General features: G+C 72.2%; 22 protein-coding genes. 5 read left to right on the top strand and 17 right to left on the bottom strand.

Annotation, left to right across the window (positions count from 1 at the left end):
* Positions 1-34: 34 nt before the first annotated feature.
* From NBZ83_RS09170 to NBZ83_RS09135, 8 genes are all read right to left on the bottom strand, one after another.
* Complete coding sequence (locus NBZ83_RS09170; RefSeq protein ID WP_261570985.1) at positions 35-874, bottom strand: acyl-CoA thioesterase; 840 nt, start codon at positions 872-874, stop codon at positions 35-37.
* 278 nt (positions 875-1,152) lie between these two features.
* Positions 1,153-2,280, bottom strand: a complete 1,128-nt coding sequence (locus NBZ83_RS09165) for a CaiB/BaiF CoA transferase family protein (RefSeq protein ID WP_261574752.1) — start codon at positions 2,278-2,280, stop codon at positions 1,153-1,155.
* A 102-nt stretch (positions 2,281-2,382) separates the two neighbouring features.
* Positions 2,383-3,612: an acyl-CoA dehydrogenase family protein gene (locus NBZ83_RS09160; RefSeq protein WP_261574751.1), complete on the bottom strand. Its 1,230-nt coding sequence runs from the start codon at positions 3,610-3,612 to the stop codon at positions 2,383-2,385.
* Between the two features lie 86 nt (positions 3,613-3,698).
* Complete coding sequence (locus NBZ83_RS09155) at positions 3,699-4,844, bottom strand: phosphotransferase family protein (RefSeq protein WP_261574750.1); 1,146 nt, start codon at positions 4,842-4,844, stop codon at positions 3,699-3,701.
* The gene (locus tag NBZ83_RS09150; protein ID WP_261574749.1) at positions 4,841-5,758 is read right to left on the bottom strand and encodes an enoyl-CoA hydratase; all 918 of its coding nucleotides are present in this window, start codon (positions 5,756-5,758) and stop codon (positions 4,841-4,843) included. The genes NBZ83_RS09155 and NBZ83_RS09150 overlap by 4 nt, the downstream gene beginning before the upstream one ends.
* A gap of 49 nt (positions 5,759-5,807) precedes the next feature.
* Positions 5,808-6,638 carry an enoyl-CoA hydratase-related protein gene (locus tag NBZ83_RS09145; protein WP_261569002.1) on the bottom strand — a complete coding sequence of 277 codons (831 nt, stop codon included), beginning with the start codon at positions 6,636-6,638 and terminating at the stop codon, positions 5,808-5,810.
* A 368-nt stretch (positions 6,639-7,006) separates the two neighbouring features.
* The gene (locus tag NBZ83_RS09140) at positions 7,007-7,837 is read right to left on the bottom strand and encodes an SDR family NAD(P)-dependent oxidoreductase (protein WP_261569003.1); all 831 of its coding nucleotides are present in this window, start codon (positions 7,835-7,837) and stop codon (positions 7,007-7,009) included.
* On the bottom strand, positions 7,834-8,841 hold the full coding sequence (locus NBZ83_RS09135) for a TIGR03617 family F420-dependent LLM class oxidoreductase (protein ID WP_261569004.1): 1,008 nt from the start codon (positions 8,839-8,841) through the stop codon (positions 7,834-7,836). Before NBZ83_RS09135 ends, NBZ83_RS09140 begins: the two co-directional genes overlap by 4 nt.
* Before the next feature lie 917 nt (positions 8,842-9,758).
* Between NBZ83_RS09135 and NBZ83_RS09130 the strand changes: the two genes are divergently transcribed.
* On the top strand, positions 9,759-10,433 hold the full coding sequence (locus tag NBZ83_RS09130) for a nuclear transport factor 2 family protein (protein ID WP_261569005.1): 675 nt from the start codon (positions 9,759-9,761) through the stop codon (positions 10,431-10,433).
* A 55-nt stretch (positions 10,434-10,488) separates the two neighbouring features.
* Here NBZ83_RS09130 and NBZ83_RS09125 read toward each other — a convergent pair whose 3' ends face one another.
* Entirely contained in the window at positions 10,489-11,388 is a 900-nt protein-coding gene (locus NBZ83_RS09125) for an aldo/keto reductase (protein ID WP_261574748.1), read from the bottom strand.
* Positions 11,389-11,819: 431 nt separating this feature from the next.
* Between NBZ83_RS09125 and NBZ83_RS09120 the strand changes: the two genes are divergently transcribed.
* Positions 11,820-12,581: a 3-hydroxyacyl-CoA dehydrogenase gene (locus tag NBZ83_RS09120; protein WP_261569007.1), complete on the top strand. Its 762-nt coding sequence runs from the start codon at positions 11,820-11,822 to the stop codon at positions 12,579-12,581.
* A gap of 163 nt (positions 12,582-12,744) precedes the next feature.
* Here NBZ83_RS09120 and NBZ83_RS09115 read toward each other — a convergent pair whose 3' ends face one another.
* Positions 12,745-13,986, bottom strand: coding sequence for an acyltransferase family protein (locus NBZ83_RS09115; protein ID WP_261569008.1), 1,242 nt, complete (start codon positions 13,984-13,986; stop codon positions 12,745-12,747).
* Positions 13,987-14,394: 408 nt separating this feature from the next.
* Between NBZ83_RS09115 and NBZ83_RS09110 the strand changes: the two genes are divergently transcribed.
* Both NBZ83_RS09110 and NBZ83_RS09105 read left to right on the top strand, forming a co-directional pair.
* Complete coding sequence (locus tag NBZ83_RS09110) at positions 14,395-15,000, top strand: PaaI family thioesterase (protein ID WP_261557961.1); 606 nt, start codon at positions 14,395-14,397, stop codon at positions 14,998-15,000.
* 165 nt (positions 15,001-15,165) lie between these two features.
* Positions 15,166-16,272, top strand: coding sequence for a PP2C family protein-serine/threonine phosphatase (locus NBZ83_RS09105; protein ID WP_261569009.1), 1,107 nt, complete (start codon positions 15,166-15,168; stop codon positions 16,270-16,272).
* Positions 16,273-16,280: 8 nt separating this feature from the next.
* On the opposite strand, the gene NBZ83_RS09100 is transcribed toward NBZ83_RS09105, so the two are convergent.
* Together NBZ83_RS09100 and NBZ83_RS09095 are read right to left on the bottom strand one after the other, a co-directional pair.
* A complete protein-coding gene (locus tag NBZ83_RS09100) occupies positions 16,281-16,748 on the bottom strand; it encodes a MerR family transcriptional regulator (RefSeq protein WP_261569010.1) in 468 nt (155 codons plus the stop codon).
* Positions 16,749-17,032: 284 nt separating this feature from the next.
* The gene (locus NBZ83_RS09095; RefSeq protein ID WP_261569011.1) at positions 17,033-18,850 is read right to left on the bottom strand and encodes an MFS transporter; all 1,818 of its coding nucleotides are present in this window, start codon (positions 18,848-18,850) and stop codon (positions 17,033-17,035) included.
* A 172-nt stretch (positions 18,851-19,022) separates the two neighbouring features.
* Between NBZ83_RS09095 and NBZ83_RS09090 the strand changes: the two genes are divergently transcribed.
* Positions 19,023-19,658 (top strand): TetR/AcrR family transcriptional regulator, encoded by a 636-nt coding sequence (locus NBZ83_RS09090; RefSeq protein WP_261574757.1) that lies wholly within the window; start codon positions 19,023-19,025, stop codon positions 19,656-19,658.
* 294 nt (positions 19,659-19,952) lie between these two features.
* Here NBZ83_RS09090 and NBZ83_RS09085 read toward each other — a convergent pair whose 3' ends face one another.
* From NBZ83_RS09085 to NBZ83_RS09065, 5 genes are read right to left on the bottom strand one after another with little or no spacing between them, the layout of a single operon-like run.
* The gene (locus NBZ83_RS09085) at positions 19,953-21,035 is read right to left on the bottom strand and encodes an LLM class flavin-dependent oxidoreductase (protein ID WP_261569012.1); all 1,083 of its coding nucleotides are present in this window, start codon (positions 21,033-21,035) and stop codon (positions 19,953-19,955) included.
* Between the two features lie 12 nt (positions 21,036-21,047).
* The gene (locus tag NBZ83_RS09080; protein ID WP_261574747.1) at positions 21,048-22,913 is read right to left on the bottom strand and encodes an FAD-dependent oxidoreductase; all 1,866 of its coding nucleotides are present in this window, start codon (positions 22,911-22,913) and stop codon (positions 21,048-21,050) included.
* A gap of 10 nt (positions 22,914-22,923) precedes the next feature.
* Positions 22,924-24,318 carry an NtaA/DmoA family FMN-dependent monooxygenase gene (locus tag NBZ83_RS09075; RefSeq protein WP_261569014.1) on the bottom strand — a complete coding sequence of 465 codons (1,395 nt, stop codon included), beginning with the start codon at positions 24,316-24,318 and terminating at the stop codon, positions 22,924-22,926.
* 25 nt (positions 24,319-24,343) lie between these two features.
* A complete protein-coding gene (locus tag NBZ83_RS09070) occupies positions 24,344-25,246 on the bottom strand; it encodes an ABC transporter ATP-binding protein (protein ID WP_261569015.1) in 903 nt (300 codons plus the stop codon).
* Positions 25,236-26,096 carry an ABC transporter ATP-binding protein gene (locus tag NBZ83_RS09065; protein WP_264763071.1) on the bottom strand — a complete coding sequence of 287 codons (861 nt, stop codon included), beginning with the start codon at positions 26,094-26,096 and terminating at the stop codon, positions 25,236-25,238. Before NBZ83_RS09065 ends, NBZ83_RS09070 begins: the two co-directional genes overlap by 11 nt.
* Positions 26,097-26,162 lie beyond the last annotated feature (66 nt).

Here is a 26,162-nt window from a genome sequence, read left to right as displayed (position 1 = left end):
TTCGGGCGCCGTGGGCGACGCCGGCCCGGTCGGGTCAGCCCGTCGTCGGAGGCATCGGCCTCGGCCGGCTGGACTCGCGATGGACGCGGTAGAGCGCCTCCTGGCTCAGGCTCGCACCGAGGACGCCGCCGGCGGTGTGGATCGTGCCGGAGTACAGCCCGCGTCCCCCCGCCGCCGAGCGGGGGACCAGGTCGAGCAGCACCCAGTCGTCCATCCGGATCGGCCGGTGGAACCAGACGGCGTGGTCGAGGCTCGCGCCGGAGTGGACCGCGCCGCCGGGGAGGGCCGCGAGGCCGGTGAAGGTGTCCGACAGGTAGGTCAGGACGCAGGCGTGCAGCAGCCGGTCGTCGGGCAGCGCGAGGGTGCTGCGCGCCCACATCCGGGTGGGCCAGCCGGTGTTCTCGTAGGGCTGCTTCGGCAGGCGGCCCTCGATCGAGAACAGCCGTGCCAGGCGCAGCGGTTCGGCCGCGTCCGGGTCGCCGGCGTCGGGCATCGGGTCGACCTGATGGTCGTCGCCGTCCTCCGGGACGTGGAACGACGCCGACATGTTGAAGATGACCTTGCCGCCCTGGACGGCGACGACCCGACGGGCGGAGAACGACCGGCCGTCCCGGTCCCGCTCCACCCGGAAGATCGTCGGCCGGGAGGCGTCCCCGCTGCGCAGGTAGTAGCCGTGCAACGAGTGCGGGACGCGTCCGTCGGACACCGTGCGCCCGGCGGCGAGAAGCGCCTGGGCAGCGACCTGCCCGCCGTAGAGGGAGTACGGGTCCTCGAACACCGTCAGGGCCCGGTAGAGGTCCTGGTCCAGCTCCTCCAACTCCAGCAGATCGAGAAGGGAGGCCGCCGGCTCGGCCGATGGCTGCACGCTGGTCACACTGTTGACGCTGTTCACGCTTGCGGGTTGCACGACTCCCCCATGCTTTCTGCCGTGATGACGGTCGGCGTTCCCTGTCCCCCGACAAGGGAGTCCCCGACCAGCCTGGACTGAGCGGTCATCCGGCAGGGGGCGGGTATGGCGACCATCACGGCAACCGGACTCGAGCAGCGCCGACGACGCGGGCGCCCGGCGCGGCGGCACGGACCGACGCCCGCACCCCACACCCCACACCCGACCCGCACCCGCACCCGCACCCGCACCCGCACCCGCGACGGTCAGCCTGCGCCTGCCAGGCCCCAGGCCTCCCGCACCTGCGCGAGGGTGGAGCTGCCCACGGCTGGCCCCATGCCAGCGACCCGCCCCGGTGTGCGGGAGAAGCGCGGCGCCGGGGCCGGGGCCACCTCGTCGCCCAGGTCGACGAACACCTCCCGGGCGGCCAGGTGCGGGTGCGCGCGGGCCTCCGACCAGCTCAGGACGGGTGCGGCGCAGGCGTCGGTGCCATCGAACACCTGCTCCCACTGCGCCCGGGTGCGGCTGGCGAACGCGGTGGCGAACGCCGCGCGCATCTGCGGCCAGCGGCTGGCGTCGTTCTGGGCGTCCGCCCATTCCGGCAGGCCGAGCAGCTCGACGAGCCTGGCGTAGAACTGCGCCTCGATGGGGCCGACGGAGAACCAGCCGCCGTCGGCGGTCTCGTAGACGTCGTACCAGGGTCGGCCGGTGTCGAGCATGTTCGTGCCCCGCGGCTCGCCCCACTCCTTGCGGGAGATCATCGACCACATCATCGCCGACAGCGATGCCACCCCGTCGACGATGGCGCAGTCGACGACCTGTCCCTTCCCGGAGTCCCGCGCCTCGTGCAGCGCGGCGAGGATGCCGACGACGAGGTACAGCGCGCCGCCGCCGAAGTCGCCGACCAGGTTCAGCGGCACCTGCGGCGGCCCGTCCGCCCGGCCGATGGCGCCCAGCGCCCCGGTGATCGCGACGTAGTTGATGTCGTGACCGGCGGTGCGCGACCAGGGACCCTCCTGGCCCCATCCGGTCATCCGGCCGTAGACCAGCGCGGGGTTGCGGGCGAGCAGATCGTCGGGGCCGAGGCCGAGGCGCTCGGTGACCCCCGGCCGGTAGCCCTCGATGAACACGTGCGCGGCGTCGAGCAGGTCCAGCAGGCCGGCGTGGTCGTCGGGATTCTTCAGGTCGAGGGCGACGGACGGCCGACCGCGGGTCAGCCAGTCCGGCTGCGTGCCCACGGTGGCCGGCTTGTCCACCCGGATGACGTCCGCGCCGAGCTCGGTGAGCAGCGTGGCCGCGAACGGCGCCGGGCCGATGCCGGCCAGCTCGATGACCCGCACGCCGTGCAAGGGGCCGTACGCAGCCTCGGGAGAGGGGATCGAGGTGTCGGGCATCATCGCTCCTTCGGGTGGATCGCACCGACGAGGTGGATCACGGCTTTCGGGTGAATCAGGTCCTCCGCACGGATCATGCCGTCCCTGCCCGTGCGGCGCTGGTCAGCCGGCGACCGGAAGGCCGGAGGCGGCCGGCGCCGGGACCGCCGGGGTGGTGCTGCGCGCCCGCATGAGGCGCCGGGCGATGGCGTGCTTGTGCACCTCGGTCGGGCCGTCGTACAGGCGGAACGCCCGGATGTCCCGGAAGATCATCTCGACCACGGTCTCGTCGGTCACCCCGATCCCGCCCAGGACCTGCACGCAGCGGTCGGCGACCTTGAACAGCTCCTCGGACACATAGCACTTGACCTTCGACGCCTCGTGCCGGCCCTGCTCGCCCTGGTCGAGCAGCCAGCAGGCGCGCCAGATCGCCAGCCTGCAGTTGTCCAGCGCGATCTCGTTGTCGGCGAGCTGGAAGCCCACCCCCTGATGCTCCCCGATCGGCCGGCCGAACGCCGTGCGGGTGCGGGCGTGCTCGACGGCGATGCTGTGCGCCCGGTCCGCTGCGCCCAGCCAGCGCATGCTGTGCGTCAGCCGGGCCGGGGTGAGCCGCAACTGGGCGTAGCGGAAGGCGTCCCCGACCGTGCCGAGCACCGCGGAGGCGGGCAGCCGCAGGTCGCGGAGGTTCACCACGCCGTGTCCCTCGACGTAGTTGCGGTCCATGGTGTTCATGACCCGCTCCACCTCGATGCCGGGGGTGTCCCCCCGGGTGAGGAACAACGTCGGGCCGCCCACCCCGTCGACGCCGGGGGCCACCCGGGCCATGATGATCCAGGCCAGCGCGCCGTTCGCCCCGGTGATCAGCCATTTGCGGCCGTTGACCACGTAGTCGTCGCCGTCGCGCACGGCCTCGGTGAGCAGCTGGTTCGGGTCGGAGCCGGCGCCGGCGGGCTCGGTCATCGCGAACACCGAGCGCGCCCGGCCCTCGATGACCGGCCGCAGGAACTCCTCCTGCTGCTCCGGGTTGGCGATCTTCGCCAGCAGGGCCATGTTCGCCTCGTCCGGTGCGGCGCAGTTCATCGCCACCGGCCCGAGCGTCGACCAGCCCGCCGCCTCGTAGACCACCGCCTGCTCGACGTGGGTGAGCTCCCGGCCGCCGAAGCTCCTCGGCGCCTGGATGGTCAGCAGGCCCGCCTTGCGCGCCAGGCCCACGAGTTCCTGGCGCAGGTCGTCGTTGGGGCCGTGCGCGGTCAGCCGTGGATCGCGCTCGAACGGCACGATCTCGTTCTCGACGAACGTCCGCACCCGCTCCCGAAGATCCACCAGTTCCTGCGGCAGACTGAAATCGATCATGATGTTTCCCTGGAGTCTCGTCGGAGGGTGTCTGGGGCGCCGGGACAGCCGGTCCCGGGCGCGTGGCTGGGCGGGGCCCAGGCCGGTCAGGTGCGGGCGGCGGTGAGGTCCGCCGTCCAGCCGAGCACGGCGTCGGCGATCCGCGCGAAGCCGGCGTAGCGCGGGCCGGCCACCGGATCGTCGGCGAAGCGCCGGTAGAGCTGCATCCAGGCGATCGCCAGCCGCAGCCGGGCCAGCGCCAGGTGGAAGCCGAGCTCGGCCGGCGGTCGGCCCGCCGCGGTGAAGTAGGCCGCCGCGACCTGCTCGCGCCGGGGGAAGCCGGGTTCGAGCGAGGGCACCTGGCGCAGCTCGTGCAGGGCCGGCGGGTCGTCCGACTCGATCCAGTAGGACAGCAGCACCGCCAGGTCGAACAGGGGGTCGCCGCGGGTCGTCATGTCCCAGTCGAGGACGGCGACCGGGGCGAGGGTCACCGGATCGACGAGCATGTTGTCGAACTTGAAATCGCAGTGGATCAGCCGCGCCTCGCCCGCGGGCACGTCGGCGACGGCGTGCCGCAACCAGCCGATCACCGCCGTGGCGGCGGCCGGCAGGCCGTCGGGGTAGACCGCGGCGACCCGGCGTGCCCAGCCCTCCACCTGCCGTTCGAGGAACCCCTCGGGCCGGCCGAGCTCCCCGAGCCCGACCGACGCCGGGTCCAGCGCGTGCAGGGCGGCCATCGCTGTCAGCAGGGTCGCCGTCAGCCGCCCGGGAACCGTGCCGGTGCCGGATGAGCCGGGCGAGCCGGGCCGACCGGGCGAGCCGGGCCGACCGGCCGGGCCGGGCGACGGCGACGCAGCCGCGGTGAGCGCGGGCGGCACGGTGGCGCCGACGGTGACGCCGTCGCGGTACTCCAGCAGCTGGAACTGGGCGCCGAGGACGCCGGGATCGGTGCAGAAGTGCACCCCGCGCGGGGCGAGCGGGTAGCCCGCGCCGAGGCGGCGCAGCACCCGCCACTCGCGCGCCATGTCGTTGGCGCCCTCCGCCGACGGTCCGGGCGGCGGGCGGCGCAGCACGGTCGGGCTACCGTCCACGGACACCAGGTAGTTGAGGTTCGCCAGGCCGCCGGCGAACTGCCGGGGGGCGACGTCGGTGTCCAGGCGCAGCCCGTGGCGGGCCAGCTCGGCGGCGAGGCGATCCCAGGGCTGGGCGACGGTGGCCTCGGGGGGGCGGAACCGCGGGTCCACGTCGGTCACCCCGCGTCCCCCGAGCCGGACGCGCCGGGCGCGCCGGACACGCCGGACACGCCGGGTGCACCGGGCGCACCGGGCGCACCGGGCGGGTTGGACGCGGCGGGCGGGTCGGCGAGCTGGCCCCGGTTGCCGGCGACGATGCCGGCGCGGCGGCCGGCGACGCCGCCGGCGTCGAAGCCGCGGTCCAGCCACGCGGCGGCGGCGCGCGACTCAGCGGCCAACGCTTCGGCGGTGCCCTGCGCCGCGATGGCCCGCGCGGAGGCGAGGAACGCCGTCCGGGTCGCCGGGTCCGACGCACGGATGCGCTGGCCGAGGCGGTGGGCGGCGGGCAGCAGGTCGTCGTGCCCGACGACCTCGCTGACCAGGCCCGCGTCCCGGGCGGCCACCGGGTCGAGGAACTCCCCGGACAGGCTCAGCCGCAGCGCCCGGCGTTCGCCGATCGCCCGCGCAAGCAGGACACTCATTCCCCAGCTCGGCAGGACGCCGACCCGGGTGTGGGTGTCGGCGAACGCCGCCTTCTCCGAGGCGATGAGGATGTCGCAGTGCAGCGCCAGCTCGAAGCCGCCGGTGATCGCCGGGCCGTTGATCGCGCCGATCAGCGGCTTGCCGGTCGGCTTCCAGGGCAGCCCGGGCGGCAGGTCGCCGTCGCCCGGGCGGGTCAGGGCCAGGCGCAGGTTCTCGCCGCTGCCGGCCACCTCGCCGAGGTCGAGACCGGCGCAGAACGCCGGGTCGGCGCCGGTGAGGACGATGACGTCGACCCCGTCGTCGGCGTCCGCCGCGGCGAGCGCCGCGCGCAGGGCGCGGATCAGCCGGGCGGTGAGGGCGTTGCGCGCCTTCGGCCGGTGCAGGGTGAGGACGGCGACCCCGTCCACCCGCTCCACCAGGAGATCATCGGTCCCGGGATCGGCGTCGGCCATGGCAGCTCCTCGTGCGGAAGGGTTCGGATGTCGGACGGTGGGGCGCCGGTCAGAGCGGCGGGATCGCCGGCAGGTCCGGGTAGTCGGGGACGCGCCCGCCCGCGCGCCCGCGCATCGCCTCGGCGACCTCCTCGGGCTGGAAGGCCCCGGTCTGCCAGGTCGCGATCTGGTCGAGCCCGGCGGCGACGTCGTGGTCGCGGGCGTAGAGCAGGCTCTCCTTGCTGCCCCACACCGCCAGCGGGCTGCGTTCGGCGATCTCGGCGGCGATCTCGCGGACCCCGACGAGCAGCGCGTCATGGTCGGCGAACACCTCGTTGACCAGGCCGACCTCGCGGGCTCGCGCGGCCGGCAGACGCCGGCCGGTGTAGGCAAGCTCCCGGGCGACGCCGGACGGGATGAGCGTCGGCAGGCGCTGCAGGGTGCCCAGGTCGGCGGTGATGCCGATGTTGGTCTCCTGGACGACGAAGAAGGCGTCCGCGGTGGCGTACCGCAGGTCGCAGGCGGTGATCAGATCGAGGCCACCGCCGAGGCAGCCGCCCTGCACGGCCGCGAGCACCGGCATCCGGGCCCGCTCCAGCGCGGTGAAGGCGTCCTGCATCCGGGCGATGAGCCGCTTGCGGCCGGCGTTGGCGCGCGCCGGGTCACCGCCGGGCAGCAGGTCGGTGTGCTCGAACGAGGACAGGTCCATCCCGGCGCAGAAGTGCCGGCCGGTCGAGGAGATGATCAGCGCCCGCACGTCACCGGCGTCGCTGAGCCGCGCGACGACGGCGGGCAACTCCCGCCAGAACTCCGGCAGCAGGGTGTTGAGCGCCGCCGGCCGGTTGAACACGAGCTGGGCGACCCGGCCGGTGACATCGACCTCGAAGCAGCGGTAGCCCACGGCGGACTCCTTTCCCGGGCCCGTGCGGTCACCCGGCGCCCACGGGTGTCGAGATGGTCCGGGTCCGGCCCAGGACGACCGCGCAGCCGGGGATCCGCGGGCCCGGCGAGGGCACCACACGTCCCGGATGGTCACCCGGACCGGCTCGGCAACGCCCCGCAGTACGCGCCGCCGACCGGCAGTCCCCAGGACTATCACATAGTTATCTAGGTGGTACAGCATCTCCACGAGTCGGACATGATCACTCCTTGGAGTGTCGACGGTTGCGCGGTCGTCCGGGCGGCGCCCGGCGGACGCGCTCCCGGTGCCGCCCGCCCCGCGGCAGGGAGGCGCCGTGGGGGCGGGCGGGGTCGTTCGACCCGGCGGCCTCAGGACAGGATGTAGCCGCCGTCGACGACGATCTGCTCGCCGGTCTGGTAGCGCGACGCCTCCGAGGCCAGGTAGACGGCGATGCCGCCCAGGTCCGCGGGGGTGCCCCAGCGACGGCCCAGCAGCCGCGGCAGCGAGCGGGCGGCGAACTTCTCGTCGTCGAGCAGGTCGTCGGCCAGCGCGGTGCGGATGTAGCCGGGCAGGATCGCGTTGACCCGGATGCCGTCGCGGCCCAGCTCCACCGCGCAGCTTCGGACCAGGCCGGACAGCGCCGCCTTCGCCGTGCCGTAGGCCTGGGTCCGCGCGAAGCCCCGGTTGGTCCCGATGATGCTCGACACCGCGACGAGGCTGCCTCCCGCGCCGGCGGCCACCAGATGCCGGGCCGCGGTGCGGAAGGTGAGGAACACCCCGTCAAGGTTGATCCGCAACACGTGGTGCCACTGGTCGAGGGTCAGGTCCGTGAAGCGCATCGGCTCCCCGCCGATGCCGGCGTTCGCGAAGCAGGAGTCGATCCGCCCGAACGCGCCCACCGCCTGCTCGAACGCATCGATGACCTGCGCCTCGTCACCGACGTCGCAGCGCAGCGCGAGCACCCTGCCGCCGTGGGCGGCGACGGCCTGCTGCGCCGCGGCGTTCTTGCGCTCGTTCGTACCGAGGATGACGACGTCCGCTCCGGCGGCGGCCAGCGCCTCGGCGATGCCGAGGCCGATCCCGCCGTTGCCCCCGGTGACCAGCGAGACCCGGCCCCGCAGGTCGAAGGAGGCGACGGCCGCCGGGTCGGGACCTGGGCCCGCCTCGGCGGGACGGGCGGTCGTGGCGGGACGGCTCATCGGGTCGCGTCGAGGAGCAGCGGCCACACCGCCGGGTCGGCCTTCCAGGTGTCGTAGAAGGCCGTCCGGGTGTAGATGCCACTGATCTTCGCGATGAGGCCCTTGCCGACCTCCTCCGGCGTGCCGACGACCGAGAACGTGTGCAGAATTTCATCTGTGATGAGTTCGGCCATGCCGTCCCACTCGCCGCGCTTGGACAGGTTGGTCAGCTCCGGCTGCAGCTCGCCCCAGCCGTGCACGTCGAGGACGCCCTTGTAGGCCGGGGTGGAGGCGTAGAAGGCGATCTGCTTCTTGGTCCCGAAGACCGCCGCCGCCAACTCCTCCTCGGTGCGCCCGACCGTCACGAACGACGGCCCGGCGATCGCGAAGCCGTCCAGGTCGGCCTTGCCGACCTTGGCCCGCCCGCGCAGCAGGGCCGGGAGGGTGACCTCCTCCAGGTACTTCTTCGTGGTGAACGGGTGGACGAAGAAGCCGTCGGCCACCTCGCCGGCGACCTCGGTCATGCCCTCACCGACGCCGGCGAGGTACACCGGGGGCGGGCCGTAGGGGTGCGGCTCCGGCGCGAAGAACGGCGTCATGAGGGTGTGGGTGTAGAAGTCGCCGCGGAAGGCGAGCTTGGTGCCGTTCTGCCAGGCGTCCCAGATCGCCCGGGTGGCCAGGACCAGCTCGCGCATCCGGGCGGCCGGGTGCGACCAGGTCATCGAGAACCGCTTCTCGATGTGCGGCTTGATCTGCGAGCCCAGGCCCAGGATGAACCGGCCCTCGCTGTACTGGGCCAGGTCGTAGCCGAGGTAGGCCAGCGTCATCGGGGTCCGCGCGAAGGCGATCGCGATCGACGTGCCGACGCTCGCGGTCGAGGTCGCGTTGGTCGCCTGCAGCGTCTGCAGGAACGGGTCGTGGCGGGTCTCCCCCACCCAGATGCCGGCGTAGCCCTCCTTCTCGATACGCGCCGCGCCCGCCGGCGTCGCCGCGAGGTCGTCCGACAGGTTTGCGTCGATCTTCATCCGCTCTCCTCCTGATGGCGGGGCCTGCCGACGACCGCCGCGCCCGCTTCATCATGCCGCCAGCGCCAGGCAGATGACTGACTAACGTAGTTAACAAAGTGCACTTTGATGATGCCGGAACGCGGCGCGACGCGCACACCGACCGACAATCAGGACTTCCAATACGGACAGCATCCGGATGATTTCAGAGAGTGCCTCTGACCGGGAGCAGCGCGACGCTGCTGACGGACCGAGCGCGCCCGCCACACCCGACGGCCGCCCCACCCTTATCAGGCACACATGGTTAACTAAGTAGTTAAAGATAGCCTCGCTCGCGGCGTGATGACCATCGACACGTGGAACCGGTTCGCCCAGCTCATCGGGCCGCCGGCCTCGCCCCGGGCGGGCCGATCCGCCCGTCCTGGGTGGGCCGGTCCACCCGTCCCGGGCGGGCCGGTCCGCCTCCCGGTGGCGGCCAGCTGGCCCGTCACGGCACGGGCCGCCACGACCGCATTACCTGATTCGTGGCTAGGAGGAGGGTGCCATCGCGGGCGACCCTCGACACGCGCAGTGTCCATCAGATTGTGCATCGGCACGCCCCAGACGCCGCCGGCGCGGCCTGAACGCCACCCACGGAGCCGGCCGTAGCCGCCTGAGCAGGGAATACGCAAAGATTCCGGCCGGGCCGCCGCGAGCCATACCGCGGAGCAGGGGATGCTAGACCGTCCGTCGATTACCGCAGGTAGTTATCTTGACCGGACTTTCGTCCCTATCACCGGCCACCGGCCACAAAATGTAGGATGTTCATGTCGATCAGTCATCGACGCTCGGGCCGGGGACAATTTCCGGCCGCATTCTCTCCTCAGGGTGGCCCGCGAGACGTCCGCGCGGCCACGGACCCCATATTTCGCGGTTTCCGACAATCGGAGGACGACGGCGTGACCGACAACGCCGCGGCAGCTCAGCCGCTGCACGTGCAGGGTCGAGATGCGGTGATCGCAGCATCGCAGGGCGTGACATGGCGTGATGGAGAGCCACCGGACTACCACCTGTCCCGCCAGAACATGCCGGCGGAACGCTCCGTGCACCACGAGCCCGGTTCGCTCGCGGACATCGTGGAGCGGGTCGTGCAGGTCTTCGAGATGGAACTGTCACACAAGAAGAACCCCTCCGAATGGGTCAGCATGGTCGCTGACAAGGTCAGGGTCAGCGTCAACGGCGGCCCGAAGGTGGGCAGTGCCGAGCTGGCCGAGCGGGGCAGCTACAACGTCCTGATCGGGGAGAACCCGTACTACTCGGCCAACGACGAGTCCTTCGAGTCGTCGCACGACGTGTTCCACGAGGCATTCCCCGGCGGTTTCTTCTGGGAGGTCCTGGAGGTCTACTCGCCGCCGCCCGTGATCGCTTTCAAGTGGCGGCACTGGGGCACCTTCAGCGGCCCCTACAAGGGAGTCGAGCCGACCGGCGAGCGTATTGAGATGTACGGCGTGACGGTGGCCCATGTGACCGACGACCTCCGCCTCACCGATACTCAGCACTTCTACGACAACACCGATTTCCTGGGACAGCTCGCCCGCGGGCAGCTCGCGCCCAACCCGCGCGCCCACCAGTAGGAACGGCGCCTGCGGGCCCCGGGCGGGCGGCGGGTGCCGCGGAGATCCTGAGGTCCTAGGCGGATCGGTCGTCGGCGCCGCCGCGTGCAGCGGCGGCGCCGACGGCGGCCACCTCGTCGTCGGTGAGCGCGACCCAGGCGGCGTCGACGTTCTGGTCGAGATGGCGGATCTTCGACGTGCCGGGGATCGGCAGCAGCACCGGCGAGCGACGCAGCAGCCAGGCAAGCGCGACCTGCGCCGCGTTCGCGTCGTGCGCGGCGGCGACGGTGTCGAGCACCGCGCCGAGACGCTCGCCGACCAGCACCGGCGCCCACGGCAGGAACGCGAGCCCGTCGCGCTCGCAGACGGTCAACACCGCCTCCGCCGCCCGGTCCCCGGCGTTGTAACGGTTCTGCACGCTGACCACGTCGGCGAGCGAACGGGCCAGGGCGAGCTGCGCGGGCGTCACGTTCGACACCCCGATGTGACGGATCTTGCCCTCGCGCTGGAGATCGACGAACGCCCCGACGGTGTCCTCGTAGGGCACCTGCGGGTCGGGGACGTGCACCTGGTAGAGATCGATGGCCTCGACCCGCAGCCGGCGCAGGCTCGCCTCGCACTCGGCCCGGATGTGCTCGGGGCGGCCCAGTGGCGGCAGGCTGGTCGCCCCCGCAGCGACCTTCCCGGGCCGGAAACCCGCCTTCGTCGTGATGAGCAGGTCGTCGGGATACGGGTGCAGCGCCTCGGCGATGATCTCCTCGGATTCGCCGTAGCCGTAGATGTTCGCGGTGTCGATCAGGTTGACGCCGCGCTCGTACACCCGGCGGGTGAGCGCGACGGCCTCCGCGCGGTCGCGGACCCCCTCGGCGTTGCGCGCGCCGGAGATCCGCATCGCGCCGAAGCCGAGGCGGCGCACGGCGTGGCCGGCCAGGTGGAACGTGCCGGTCGTGGTGTCGTCGAGGGTGCGGTGTGCCATGTCTGGATCACATGCCTCTCACGGGAGGGATGGCGGCGGGTCCCGGGGCCGTTCGCCCGACAGCGGCACCGAACGGGGCGATGTGGGACCGTACGTCAGGTGGTCGACGGTTCGTTCGCCAGCCCGCGCGGCCCAGCCGGGACGGCGTACCGGCGGGTGCCGCCGCGGCCACGCAATGATCCACCGCAGCGCGCCGCACTGTTTCGATGACCACGGTGCACACCCCGCCATTAGAACACTAAGTTAACTACCAGAACCTGAATTCCGGCCAACCTGCCCGCCCTCCGGGGCGACAGCGGCCGAGGCAATACAGTCAACTGTTTACACTTTTAGGCGATCCATTCGTCGCGGGCCCCACCTGTCGACGATCGGGCCGCCGCACCAGCTGGCCTGGCCGGCCCCGGGCCACCGTCCTTCCGAGAGGAACTCACGTGCAGATCGCGGATTCAGTCGCAGTGGTGACCGGCGGGGCGTCCGGCCTCGGCCTCGCCACCGCCACCCGGCTCGTCGACGCCGGCGCGAGCGTCGTCCTGCTCGACCTCCCGAGCTCCAACGGCGCCGCGGTCGCGGAGAAGTTCGGCAGCGCCGTGCGCTTCAGCCCGGGCGACGTCACCTCCCCCGCGGACGTCACCGCCGCGCTGGACACGGCCGCCGAGCTCGGCCCGCTGCGGATCGCCGTCAACTGCGCGGGCATCGGCAACGCCGCCAAGACGCTGGGCAAGGAGGGACCGTTCCCGCTGGAGATCTTCGAGCGGGTCATCCGGGTGAACCTGATCGGCTCGTTCAACGTCATCCGGCTCGCGGCGGAGCGGATCAGCAAGGCCGAGGAGACCGAGGGCGAGCGCGGCGTCATCATCAACACCGCCTCGGTGGCGGCGTTCGAGGGCCAGGTCGGCCAGGCGGCCTACTCCGCCTCCAAGGGCGGCATCGTCGGCATGACCCTGCCGATCGCCCGTGACCTGGCCAACCTGAAGATCCGCGTGGTCACCATCGCCCCCGGCCTGTTCGACACCCCGCTGCTCGCCTCCCTGCCGGAGCCGGCCCGCATCTCCCTCGGCCAGCAGGTGCCGCACCCCTCCCGGCTGGGCTCCCCCGACGAGTACGGCCTGCTCGCCACTCAGATCATCGCCAACCCGATGCTCAACGGCGAGACGATCCGCCTCGACGGCGCGATCCGGATGGCGCCCAGGTAGATCGCCAGACCCCGCCGAGCGACCCCGGCGGGAACCGATCTGAGGCCTCCGCCCCGGCCAGACGAGTCAGTCCGAACCAGGGCGGAGGCCAGTTGCGGTGCGTTTTGCACGGTCCCCCGAGGGCGGATCGTGCACTTCGCACCGCAACCCGTCCCGCGTACCGCTAGGCCACCGGACCGGGAGCGGGGACGCCCTGGCCGGGGCTGCGCTGGGCGGGGACCGTGGGGCTCGTCGCCCACTTCGGCCGCCGCCGCTGCGCCGGCCGCTCGACCAGGTAGTGGGAGCCCGCGGCGAGCGCCGTGCTCAGCACGATCGCGATCAGCACCTGCCCTGGCGTGCCGACCCGGTCGCCGAGGCGGTCGCGGACGGTGCCGGCGACCGGGAAGTGCCACAGGTAGAACCCGTAGGAGATCCGGCCGAACCAGGCCAGCGGCGCGCTGCCGAGCGCGACCGCCAGCGGGGCGTCGCGGCACCGGTCGAGGGACAGGACGACCACGCCCGCAAGCAGCGCGACACCGGTGAAGCCGCCCAGGTCGAGCGCGGTGATCCCGTTCCCGGGCTCGGGGACGGTGACGGCGAGCACGGCGAGCGCCGCCAGCGCCACCGGCCCGGCGACCGCCAGGATCAGTCCGGACGCGCCGCGCAGGCGCGCGGCGAGTCCGGCCAGCCGCACCGCTCTGCCGAAGCGCCGCAACCGGGCGACATCCGTGTCCGCCGGCCCCGGCAGCCTCGACCCGACCCATCCCCAGGCGGCGAGGCCGGCGCCGACGAGCAACGCGTCGGCCCGGGTGTCGAGGCCGAAGTAGATCCGAGCGTCACTCACCCCGGCGGCGATGAGGACCTCCCGCCAGACGAACACGACGACCGCCGCAGCCGTGAGGATCGCCGGCAGCCGCCGCCGGGTCGCCGGGCGCCGGCACAGCAGCACCAGCACCGCCGGCCAGATCAGGTAGAACTGCTCCTCCAACGACAGCGACCAGGTGTGGCCGAACCACGCACCGCCCGAGTCGGGCCGGAACACCCGGTAGTAGTTGTTGACGTAGAGCAGCGAGCTGATCGCGTTGTCGGCGAAGTCCCACTGGTCGGCGCGGCTCTTCAGCGCGACGACGAGCACCGCGCCGACCGCCACGAAGACGCCGAACGCCGGCAGCAGCCGGAAGGCGCGCCGCACGTAGAAGCGGCCCAGGGCGACGGTGCCGGTGCGATCCCGTTCGGCCAGCAGCAGGCCGGTGATCAGGAACCCGCTGAGTACGAGGAACACGTCGACGCCGAGATACCCGCCGGACAGGGCATCCAGGTGAAAGCCGAGCACCGCGAGGACGGCGAGCGCCCGTAGCCCGTCGAGCGCCGGGTTGTAGCCCTCGGCCCGCGGCGCTCCGGGCGAACTACCGGATTCGCGCATCATTCCCGCCACCCTCATGACAGAACGATCTGGTTCACGCTTCCCGCCGCCGCGGGCCGCGGCGCCGACGCACCCTCGGCCCGACGCGGCCACCGGCTGTGCGCACCGTGACACAAGCGGCACTCTAACGTCACGTCACCATGGAAGGGGCCCACTCCGAGCGGAACGCACCCGAAGGGCCCGGCCGGACGTCAGGCGCCCGCCACCGTGCGCAGCCCCCGAAGCCCCCGAAGCCCGCGCATGCGAGCGATGAGCCGGTCGCGGGTGCGGGTCGGCGTGACCGGCCAGGCTCCCGCAGCCGTGCTGTGCCGGACATCTCCCCCCGAGTGCGGGCATCGGGCGTTCAGGCAGGCAAAGGTGGAATGGACGGTCGTGCCGCGGGGCGCGCGGCCCGACAACGGGAGGAACACGGTGGCAGACGGGAGAGACGCCGGCAGCGCCGAGAAGTCGGCCGCGGAGCACCGCGAGTTCGTCGACCTCATCGAGGCGCTGCGCGCGGCCCAGGACACGATCACCGGCGCCAGCCCGCCCGAGGACGTCGCCCGCAAGGCCCGGGAGGGGCTGGAGGAGGTGACCCGGCTGCTTGCCCCGTTCACCGTGAGCGAGTCCGAGCAGCTCGCCGGCTACCTGCTCACCGAGCCCGGCCACGCCCAGGCGCTCGCGCCGGCTCTGCACGTCGACGAGAGCAGCACCGAGCACGTGCGGGGCCGGCTGGTGCTCGGACGCTACTACCTGGGTGGCAACGGTGCCGCGCACGGCGGCAGCATCCCGCTGTTCTTCGACGACGTGCTGGGCCGGCTGGCGAACGCCGGTGGGCGGGGCACCTCCCGCACCGCCTACCTGCACGTCAACTATCGCAAGATCACGCCGATCGGCCCCGAGCTGCTCGTCGAGGCTCACGTCGATCGGGTGGAGGGTCGCAAGCGTTTCGTGGTCGGGACGATCCGCGACCCCGAGGGCGACCTCACCGTCGACGCCGAGGGACTGTTCATCGCGCTGCGCCCCGGCCAGCCCTGACCGCCCCCACTCACCGAGTTCACCCCGGCTGAGCTGGGATTCTGCTTCGGCCCCACGGCGAGGGGGTATTTGAGGCAGCATGAGGCTCGACCGCGACGAGTGGCCCCCTCACCGGTCCGGCCCAGGTCGGATGCGGCCCCTCCTCGGGCTCGGCGGTGCCCCGCGTTGACGGCACTGTCCTCCTGGCCGGGGCGTTGGTTCACCGCGCTGTTGCCACTGCTCATGTTGGCCGGGGTTGCCGCGTTGGAACTGAGCAACCGGGAGTGGACCGTCCTGGAACTGGCGGTGCTCAGCCCGATGCTCGCCGCCACGTTCGGTGGCCCCCGGCTGACCGCGCTGTACGGGGTGCTGGCGATCGGCGTAGGGGTCATGCTCGGCATATTCGATCACCTGTTCGGTCAGAGCGATGGCGGCCCGACCGCCCAGGCGGTGCGCCTCGGCGGGGTCGCCGTCGGCGGCGTGCTGGCGGTGCTGGTCAGCCGGTACAACACCCGGCGGGAGACGAAGCTGCAGAACGTCACCCGGGTGGCGGAGGTGGCCCAGCAGTCGATCCTCGCCGCGGTTCCGAGCTCGTCCGGAGGTCTGCGCTTCGCGGTGCGCTACGAGAGCGCCGCCGCCGAGGCGAGGATCGGCGGGGACCTGTACGAGGTTGTCGACACCGCCTGGGGCACCCGCCTGCTCGTCGGTGATGTCCGCGGCAAAGGCCTCGACGCGGTGCGCATCGCCAGCCGGGTGCTCGGCTGCTTCCGCTTCGTCGGCCGACAGGCGGAGGACCTGCCCATGGTGCTGGCGGGCCTCGACGCCGAGGTCGCCGAGGTCTGCGGGCTCGACGACTTCGTCACCGCGGTGGTCGGGCAGGTCGACGGCCGGCGGCTGCGGCTGGTCAACGCGGGCCACCCAGATCCGGTGCTGGTCCGCGAGGGTCAGGCGAGCCTGCTCGACGTGGCGACCCGGCTGCCGCCGCTGGGCCTGCTCGCCGACACCAAGGACACGGCGGGGAACACCGTCGAGGTCGCGCTGCGGCCCGGTGACCGCCTGCTGCTCTACACCGACGGCATCACCGAGGCCCGAGACCCGGCGACCGGCCGCTTCTTCCCGCTGCTGCCCGCGGCACAGGCGGCCCTGTCCCGCGGCACGCTGGAGGAGGCCGTCGCCGACCTGGTCGACCGGCTGCGGGCCTGGACCCGGTCGACGTTGAACGACGACGTCGCCCTGCTGGTCGCCGAGCTGCCCCGCCCCGCCGGCCGACTACGCCGCGGACCGCCGGCCTGACCGCCGGGTCAGGAGGATCGGGCGACGGCGCCGTCGCGGAACCGGTTCATCCGTTCGAGCCGCTCGTCGATCTCGTCACGGAAGGCGGCCAGACGGCTGATCTTCTCGTCGATCTCGGCCCGGAGCCTGCGATACGCGGTCTCGCCCTCGGACAGCAACCGCAGCCGGTCGCCGTCGTCGGAGGCGGCGTGGAACTCCACCCGGACCTGGGCGAGCCGGTCCTCGTAGACAAGGATGGTGCGGATCTCATCCAGGTTGAAACCGAGCAGGGTCTGCAGCTCCCGGATCCGGCGTACCCGGGCGAGATCGGAGTCGGCGTAGAGCCGGTTCCCGCCGGAGGTTCTCCCGGACGGGGTGATCAGCCCCACTTCCTGGTAATACCGCAGGGAACGCACCGAAACCCCGAGCTTCTGCGCGGCCTGGCCGATGCCGCACAGCTCGCGCTGCGCCTTCTGCGTCCCGTCCTCGTCACGCATCCTGCGATTGTTTCTCATGTTCCCGCCGGTCGACGCGGCGCCGTCGGATGCCGGAGCCCGGCCGGGCCGTTCGGCCCGGCCGGCCGGCGTTTCCTCGTCATCGCCGCTGTCGCCCATCGAGTTTCAGGACCTCTCGGAGGCTGGATGTTCCCGGTCAGGGACCAGAACCGGGAGTCGCTGTCAGGGGGCCATCGCTCGGCGAGAGTACCGTTCGGCGGCCCTGCCGTTCGGTGACCCTGCCGTTCGGTGACCCTGCCGTTCGGTGACCCTGCCGTTCGGTGGCCCTATCGTTCGGCGGCCAGGGTGCTGCCCGCGCCGTCCTCCATCGCCGCGATGTCGCCGGCGCCGGCCAGGCCCTCGGCGGCGTCCTCGCGCAGCGTGCGGCGCGCGTGCGGGCTGTCCTTGCCACGCAGCCAGGACAGCACCGCGCCGAGCGCGCAGGCGATGGCGGCGAAGTAGAAGGCGAGGTGCAGGCCGTCGCCGAACGGACCGGCGATGAGGTTCGGGAAGAACGTGTGCCCGGTGAGGAACTGGGCCTTGCTCGGGTCGAGGGCGTTCAGCGTGTCCGAGCCGAGGAGCTGCTCGGTGGGGTTGATGCCGAGGAACGCGGAGAACAGGCTGCCGATCGGCGGCAGGTTCGCCAGCTCGTGGGCCTTCGCCGGGTTGACGCCCTGGGCGGTGAGACCGGAGAACATCGCGTCCGGCAGGCTGGAGGCCAGGCCCAGCACGATGACGGTGAAGAACACGCCGATGGACAGCACGCTCGCCGAGTTCTGGAACGTGTTGAGCATTCCGGCGCCGGCGCCGCGCTGGTTCGGCGGCAGGGTGTTCATCACGGCGGTGGTGTTCGGCGCGGCGAACAGACCCATGGACAGGCCCATCAGCAGCAGGATGGCCGCGAACGCCACGTAGTTGAAGTCGATCGGGATCACGTTGAACAGCAGGAACGCGACGGCCGTGGCGACCAGTCCGATGGTGGCGAACGGGCGCGCACCGTAGCGGTCGGCGAGCCGGCCGGCCACCGGCCCGGAGAGCAGGAAGCCCACGGTGAGCGGGATCATGTAGATGCCGGCCCACAGCGGCGTCCGCTCGAAGCTGTAGCCGTGCAGCGGCAGCCAGATGCCCTGCAGCCAAATGATGATCATGAACTGGAGGCCGCCGCGGGCGAGCGCGGCGAGCAGCGCAGCCAGGCTACCCATGGTGAAGGCCCGGTTGCTGAACAGCTCCAGCTTGAACATCGGGTCCGACGAGCGCAGCTCGATCACGACGAACCCGATCAGCACGGCGAGCCCGCCGAACATGCAGATCAGCACGAACGGCTTGGTCCAGCCCATCGTGTGGCCGCCGTAGGGCTGCAGGCCGTAGATGATGCCGGTCAGGATCGCGATGAGTCCGATGGCGAAGGTGATGTTGCCGGCCCAGTCGATCCGGGCCTGAGTGCGCACGCCGTTGTCGCGCAGCTTCAGGTAGGCCCAGACCGTCCCGAAGATCCCGAACGGCACCGACACCAGGAACACCAGGTGCCACTCGACCGGGGCGAGCAGGCCGCCCACCAGCAGGCCGAGGAACGACCCGGCGATGGCCGCGACACCGTTGATGCCCAGCGCCAGTCCACGCTCGTTCTCCGGGAACGCGTCGGCGATGATCGCGCTGGAGTTGGCGAACAGGAACGCGCCGCCGATGCCCTGCCCGACCCGCATGATGATGATCCACAGTGCGGCGGTCGTGCCGTGCATCCAGGTGACGGCCAGCAGGATCGAGAACACGGTGAAGACCGCGAAGCCGAGGTTGTACATCCGCACCCGGCCGAACATGTCGCCGACCCGGCCGAGGCTCACCACGAGCACCGACGTGACCAGCATGAACCCCATCAGGGTCCACAGGAAGTACGAGGTGTTCCCCGGGGCGAGCGGGTCGACCTTGATGCCCCGGAAGATGTCCGGGAGCGCGATGATCAGGATCGAACTGTTGATCGTCGCCATCAGGACACCGATGGTCGTGTTCGACAGGGCGATCCACTTGTAGTTGTCCGAACCGGACACGGTCGGGACGTCATCGGCCCCGGGCGGCGAGGTGCCGGCGGTGGTGTCGGAAGTCGTCACGGCAGGAAGGCTAGCGCCTCCATCTCACGTCAACGGTAGATGTGATGCGGCTCATAGTGGGCGTACGCACAACCGGGAACCTTCCGCGCTCCACCACTTCCGTTCCACCACCTCTGACGTGCATACGACACTCTTGGGCGGCAAATTTGGCGGTATGGTTCATACCGTGAATATGGAGCCGAGCCGGGCGTACCAGCAGCGCCGGCGGGCCGAGACCACCGACGCGAACACCGAGCGGATCCTGCGCGCGGCCACCGAGCTCTTCGTCGAACGTCCGTTCGATAACATCACCCTGCCGGCGGTCGCCGAACGGGCCGGCGTCGGCCTGCAGACCGTCATCCGTCGCGTCGGGACCAAGGACGGCCTCGTGCGGGCCATCAACGGCTGGATCGTGCCGCAGGTCGCCGCCACCCGCGGCGACCCGGGCGACGCCCGCCCGGCCGGCGACGACCTGGCCGGGGTGACCGACCGGCTGGCCCGGCACTACGAGCAGTGGGGGCGGATCACCGAACGCACCCTGCACCAGCAGGACGCCTCCCCGGCGCTGAGGGAGAGCGCCGACGCCGGCCGGCGGGCCCACCGGGAGTGGATCGAGGCGGTCTTCGCCGCCGACCTCGATCCCCTGCCCCCCGCCGCCCGGGACGACCTCGCCGGTCGCCTCGCCGCCATCTGCGGCGTCGAGCTCTGGCTCGTCCTACGCCGCGACCAGCACCTGTCGGTGGCCGCCGCGTGCGCGGCCGTCGCCGACCTCGCCGCCGCCTGCCGCCACCACGCCCGCCAGCGCCCCCGACACCCGACACAGCCCTGACGCCCGCCGCAGGACCGACAGCCGGTGCAGGCCGGTGCAGGCCGGGAGTCGGACGATCACGTCGGCGTGAGTGTGGACGTCTCCGGAGCGGCGTCGACGCACGAGGCGCTGGATCCACCTCGGTGATCGGGGCCGGGGACGGGTCGCGCTCCACGGGCGTTTACCGTTTCCGCCTGTCCAGCGGTGCCCCCTGCATCCCTCGGTTCTGATGTTCACGGCTGCGTTGACGTCTCGGTCGTGGACCGGACCGCAGGATCATCAACCCGGCGACGTCGAGGTGGTTCGGCCCTGGGTTCAGACTCCGGCCAGTGTGGACGCGGCAGAGGGCACGGGTTGCCAACCCAGGGCGGGCGCGACCTCGGTGGCGATGAGCTCGAGCGCCCGGATCGCCGCATCGTGGTCGACGACCGCCGGGTTGAACTGGGCGATCAGGTCTGTGGCGACCGGCAGCACCTGCTCCTGCCGCAGCTGCGCGATGATCTCGTCCGGATGGCCGTAGAAGGAGTGGAACCGGCGGAGCGCCTCGTCGGTGTCGATTCCCTTCGGGAAGGCGCCGTGCTCGGAGAACCGCTGCGCGGCCGCGAGCACGTGCGGCCCGATCTGGGCCAGCGCGGTCCGCCGGTCGGCGGCGGGGAAGATGAACCGCGACAGCCCGATGCGCGGTGGGCGCGGCCGGGTCCAGGCCGCGCGGTAGGCGTCGGCCCAGGGCCGCTGCACGGTGTCGGTGGGCTCGTCGTAGCCGTAGGCGGCGCGGTTGAGCAGGAGGTTCGACCCCGAGGCCGCCGCGTACTCGGCACCCGGGCCGCTGAAGACGCCCTGCCAGATCCGGTCGGTGAAGTCCCGTGCCGGCGGCTGGATGGTGAAGCCGGGGGCGCCGACCTCCTCGTTCGCGAGCGCCTTGCGCAGCACAGCGAGCCCCTCGCTGGTGAGCTCGCGGCGGCGGCCGACGTCGCGGCCGAAGGCGGCGTACTCCAGCTCGCTGCCGCCGCTGCCGACGCCGATCTCGACCCGGCCGCCGCTGAGCGTGTCGACGACCGACACGTCCTCGGCCAACCGGACCGGATCCTCCAGCGGCAGGATGGTGATCGCGGTGGCGAGCCGGATGCGCCGGGTGCGCGCGGCGGCGTAGGCCAGGAACGTCCAGGGTGAGGGCAGCCCACCGCCGCCCAGGGACACGTGGTGCTGGGCCACCCAGCCGACGTCGAAACCGAGTTCGTCGGCGACGACGAACAGCTCCTGCGCATGGTCGTAGGTGGACGTCAGGTCGCCGGGGCCCTGGACGTGGGTGAGAAAGCCGAGCCGGAAGCGCGGCGGAGCGGATCCCCCGGTGGCGGACACGGCGGTGGCGGACACGGCGGTGGCGGACGCATCGGTCATGCTGATGGCCTTTCAGGATCGGGCGGACGCGCTCGCGCCAGCCAGGTCGGCGCCGGTCGGGACGGCGACCTTCTTTGCCACGAGACCCCGGTCCGCCGCGAAACCCTGGTCCGCCGCAACATTCCCGTTCACCGGGGAGATCTGGCCGGGAATGTCGCCGGTGAGCTGGCCGGCCCCGAGGACGAGGTCGAGGACGCCGCCGGCGCCGTCGGCGGGAAGGCCGGCGCCGCGCCAGGCCACGTGCTGGTCGGGGCGGATCAGCACGTTGTCGGCGCCGTACAGCGCGCGCACCACCGGGTCGGCGAGGTGGACGACCGTGAACGGCAGCGATCGCGCAAGCGCCTCGGCGGCGAAGGCCCGCTCCACCTCCCTGTCCGCAGACAGCACGAGCAACGCGAAGCCGTTGCCGATGCGGTCGTAGAGGGTGCCGCCGTAGGGATCGACGAGGCCGTCCGGCGCGCGGTGGCCCGGCCGCGGGTCGTCCTGGTAGATGTCCGCGCGCCACGGCGGTTCCACATCGAGCTGGTCGTCCTCGTACGAGATCACCGACGACGCGTCGTAGCGCTCGTCGAAGGTCACGCCGGGCGCGTCGAAACGGCCCTGGCTGATGCGGGCGCTGATCTCGGCGCGCCGGCTCTGCGCCTGCGGGCTCACGTCGGCGTCGTCGGGGATGCCGAGGCGGCGCAGGTCCGCCAGCAGCGCGTGCGAGCGCCGCGAACGCTCCAGGGCGTGGTCGGCGATGCGCCAGTTGTGCCGGCGGCGCTCCTGGTCGTAGGAGTCCAGCAGCTCCTCGGGGGCCTGACCGGCGAGCACGGCGGCGAGCTTCCAGCCGAGGTTGACCACGTCGCCGAAGCCTTCACCGAGGTTGCCGCCGGGGGTGCGCACGTGCGCCGCGTCGCCGGCCAGCAGCACCCGCCCGCGGCGGAACGTCCGCGCGATCCGAGTGGCGTCGTAGAAGGTCGTCGCCGAGACCAGTTCCAGGTCGAGATCGAACCCGAAGGCCGCCCTGGCGCCGTCGATCAGCTCCGCCTCGGTGGGGGTGTGGTCGAGCGGATACGGTCCGGCGTACACGCGCCACTCGCGGGTGCTGACCGCGGCGAGGAAGCCGGCGGCGTTCTGGTTGAACACGATGTTGGTGCCGCTGGGCGCCGGGCCGACGCGGTCGGAGATGTCCTGGGTGCGCACGATGAGCCGCAGCCGCTTCTCGGTGGCATGGTCGCCGTCGCGTTCGATGCCGGCGAGCCGGCGCACGGTGCTGCTGGCGCCGTCCGCGCCGATCAGATAGCGGGCCCGGATGGTGCGTCGCGCGCCGGGCTCACCGGGCTCACCGTCCTCCCCGATCACATCGGCCTCGATGCGGGCGACGCTCTCCCGCAGTGCGACGAGCCGCCAGCCGCCCGCCGCCGTGACACCGCGCCGGTCGAGGCGGTCCAGGAAGACCCGCTGCAACGCGCTCTGGGGACGGCGCAGCGCCTCCTCGGTGGAGTGGCGGGCGCTGGACGGACCGGCGAAGGACGGGCGGCGGGGGGCGAGCAGCTCGTGGCCGACGAGCGAGGTGACCAGCCGGATGCCCTGGTTCCACTCCGGCGGGAAGGTCCACTCGTCGCGGATGCGCTGCAGCAGCCCCCAGCGGCGGAAGTGTTCCACCACGCGCGGGGTGTGGCCCATCGCGCCGGCCCGGACCAGCGTCGCCGTGCGGGCGCGGTCGACGACGGCGACCCGCACCCCCCGGGCGGTGAGCTCCACGGCCGCCGACAGGCCCACCGGGCCAGCGCCGACGATCAGCACGTCGACCTCGGCCGGCGGCGTGGCGGTGGGGAAGTGCACGGTGTGGACGTCGCGCCCACCCGTGGCCGAATAGGCCGGATGCGTAGTCAAAACGGGCCTTTCAGGCTTGTGCGGCTGCAGCCGCAGCCGGGGTCGAGGTCGAGGTCTCGCGCTCGGGTTCGGGTTCGGGTTCGGGTTCGGGCGAGTAGCGGTTGGCCGGGATCGGAAGGTCGAGGTTGTCCCGCAGCGTGTCGCCGGTGTACTCGGTGCGGAACAGACCGCGTTTCTGCAGCGACGGGACGACGTCGGCGACGAAGCCCTCGAGGTCGTCGTGGGTGCGGAAGCGGAGGTTCAGCCCGTCGGCCGCGCCGGTGGTGAACCACTGCTCGATCGCGTCGACGACGGTGTCCGGCGCGCCGGTGAACGGCGACGGCGCGTACTCGGTGACCGTCTCGACGACCTGCCGCAGGGTGAGACCCTCCTCGCGGGCATGCCGGAAGATCTCCAGGCCGCGGGTGCGCCCGCCCTTCTCGGCCAGGTGCGCGAGGTCGGGGAACGGCGCGTCGAGGTCGTGCCGGCTGAAGTCGTAGGCACCGAAGCTGCGGCCGAGGAAGCCGAGCTTGCGGTCGAAGTCGTTGTCGGCCTCGAAGATGTCGCGGGAGAGCCGGTGCGCGTCGGCGTCGGTGGCGGCGACGACGGGGCTGGCGCCAACGAAGATCACGACATGTCGGGGATCGCGCCCGAGCGCGGCGGCCCGCCGCTTGATGTCGCCGTAGTAGGCCTGCGACTCCGCCAGCGTCCCACCGGGAGCGTAGATGCCCTCCGCGACGTGGGCCGCCAGGGTGCGGCCCTCCTCGGAGACGCCGGCCTGGAAGATCACCGGCTGGCCCTGCGGTGAGCGGGAGAGGTTGAGCGGCCCGGCGACCTTGAAGTGCTCACCGACGTGGTCGAGGGCGTGCAGCTTCGTCGGGTCGACGAAGAGGTTGCGCTCGACGTCGGCGGGAAAGGCGTCGTCCTCGTAGGAGTCCCACAGTCCGCGCACCACCTCGACCGACTCGAGCGCGCGGCCGTAGCGGGTGGCGTAGTCGAGGTGCTCGTCCAGCCCGTAGTTGCGCGACGTGCCGGTGTCGAAGCTGGTGACGACGTTCCAGCCGGCGCGCCCACCGCTGATGTGATCCAGCGACGCGAACCGGCGGGCGAGGTTGAACGGCGAGTTGTAGGTCGAGCTCGCGGTGCCGATCAGGCCGATGTTGCGGGTATGGGTCGCGACCGCCGACAGCAGCGTCAGCGGTTCGAGCCGGCTGAGGTAATGCGCCGGGTAGTCGGCGTTGATGAACTGGCTGTCGACGATGAAGTAGGCGTCGAACAGCGCCTGCTCGGCGGTCCGCGCCTGGCGGATGTAGTAGTTGATGTCGACGCTGGCGTTGTTCGGGACGCGCGGGTCCTTCCACAGGCCGTGCTGGCCGGGGCCGCCGACGCCGTAGGCGCTCAGGGCGAGGTGGAGCTTGCGAGCCATGTCGGGTTCCCTTCCGCGGGATCGGTCAGGCGTGAGCGCGAACGTGACCGGGCTGGGCATGATCGGGCTGGGCATGATCGGACTGGGCCCGATCGGGCTGGGCGTGCAGCTCGGCGCGCAGTGCCTCCCGCTGCGCCCGAGTGGCGGCGGAACGCAGCGTCGGCGCCGAGCCGACGAGCAGGCGCGCGTAGGGGTGCCGAGGAGTGTTGATCACCGCGCGAGCGGCCCCCACCTCGACGAACTCGCCCTGGTAGAGCACCGCGATGCGGTCGGCGACGCCGGCGACGGAGCCGAGGTCGTGCGAGATGAAGATCAGTGCGACGCCGGCGTCGCGCAGCTCCTTGAGGATCTCCAGGATGCCGACGCGGTTGGCGGAGTCCAGGGCGCTCACCGGCTCGTCCAGGATGATCAGAGCGGGCTCGGTGACCAGGGCGCGCGCCACCGCGACGCGCTGACGCTGGCCGCCGGAGAGCTCCCCGGGCAGCCGGCCGAACAGCTCCGGGTCGAGCCGGACGCGCGCGAGATAGCTACGACCGCGCTCGATCGCCTCCTTGCGGGCCACGCCCTGGACGAGCAACGGCTCGATGAGCGATTCCTCGACGGTGAGGTCGGGGTCGAGGCTGCGCAGCGGATCCTGGAACACGTACTGGACGACGCCGCGGCGCCGCAGTGCGCGCCACTGCCGCGGGGAGTGGCGCGACACGTCCTCGCCGTCGATGAGGATCCGGCCGCCGGAGGCCCGCACCAGGCCGAGCACCGCGCGGGCGAAGGTCGACTTGCCCGAGCCGGTCTCGCCGATCACGCCGACGGTCTCGCCGCGGGCCACCGACAGCGAGACGCCGTGCAGCACCCGGCGCCGCCGCCGGCGCAGCCCGTAGTGGATCTCGAGGTCGTCGACCTGCAGGACCGGACGGCCGTCAGTGGACACCGTCGAGCTCCTTTCGCTGCTCGACGGGGCCCGGGTCGTTCGGGTCGTTCGGGTCGTTCGGGTCGTCCAGGTAGCGATCCAGGCCGTACTGCTCGTGTTCGGCGATCAGTAGCCGGGTGTACTCGTGGCGCGGGTGGTAGAGCACGTCCGCGGTGGCGCCGCGCTCGACGACCTCGCCCTCTCGCATCACCAGGACCTCGTCGCAGACCTGCGCGACGACGGCAAGGTCATGGGACACGACGACGAGGGCGAGCCCGGTGCGCTCCCGCAGGTCGGCGAGCAGGTCGAGGATCTCGGCCTGCACCGTCACGTCCAGCGCGGTGGTCGCCTCGTCGGCGATGAGCACCTGGGGGCCGGCGGCGATCGCGGTGGCGATGAGCACGCGCTGCAGCATGCCGCCGGACAGTTCGTGGGGGTACTGGTCGTAGACGAGCTCGGGCTCGCGCAGGTGCACCGCGGTCAGCAGCTCGAGCGCCCGCCGCCGTGCCGCCCGCCGCCGCAGCCCGGACTTGACCTGGATGACCTCGGTGATCTGCGCCCCCACCTTGATGGACGGGTTGAGGTAGGACGCGGGGTCCTGGAACACCGCGCTGATCGTCGACCCGCGCAGGTCGGTCCACTGCGGGGTCGTCAGCCCGGCGATGTCGCGCCCGGCAATCTCGATCGATCCGTGGGACACGGCGAAGTGCTCGGGCAGGATGCCGAGGATCGCGCGGCAGGTCAGCGTCTTGCCACTGCCGGACTCCCCCACGATGCCGACCGCCCGGCCGGGCCGCAGGTCGAATGAGACGCCGCGCACGATCTCGCGGTCGTTGGCCTCGTCGCGGATCCGCACGTCGCGGACCGCCAGCGCGACGGCCGGTGCGGCCGGCGAGTCCGCCCTGGGCGAGTCCGCGGGGGCCGGGGGCGTTGGGGC

Source organism: Frankia gtarii (assembly GCF_025403375.1).
GTDB lineage: Bacteria > Actinomycetota > Actinomycetes > Frankiales > Frankiaceae > Frankia > Frankia gtarii.
Note: the sequence above shows the minus strand (reverse complement) of the source record. Positions and strands in the feature narration are given on the sequence as shown.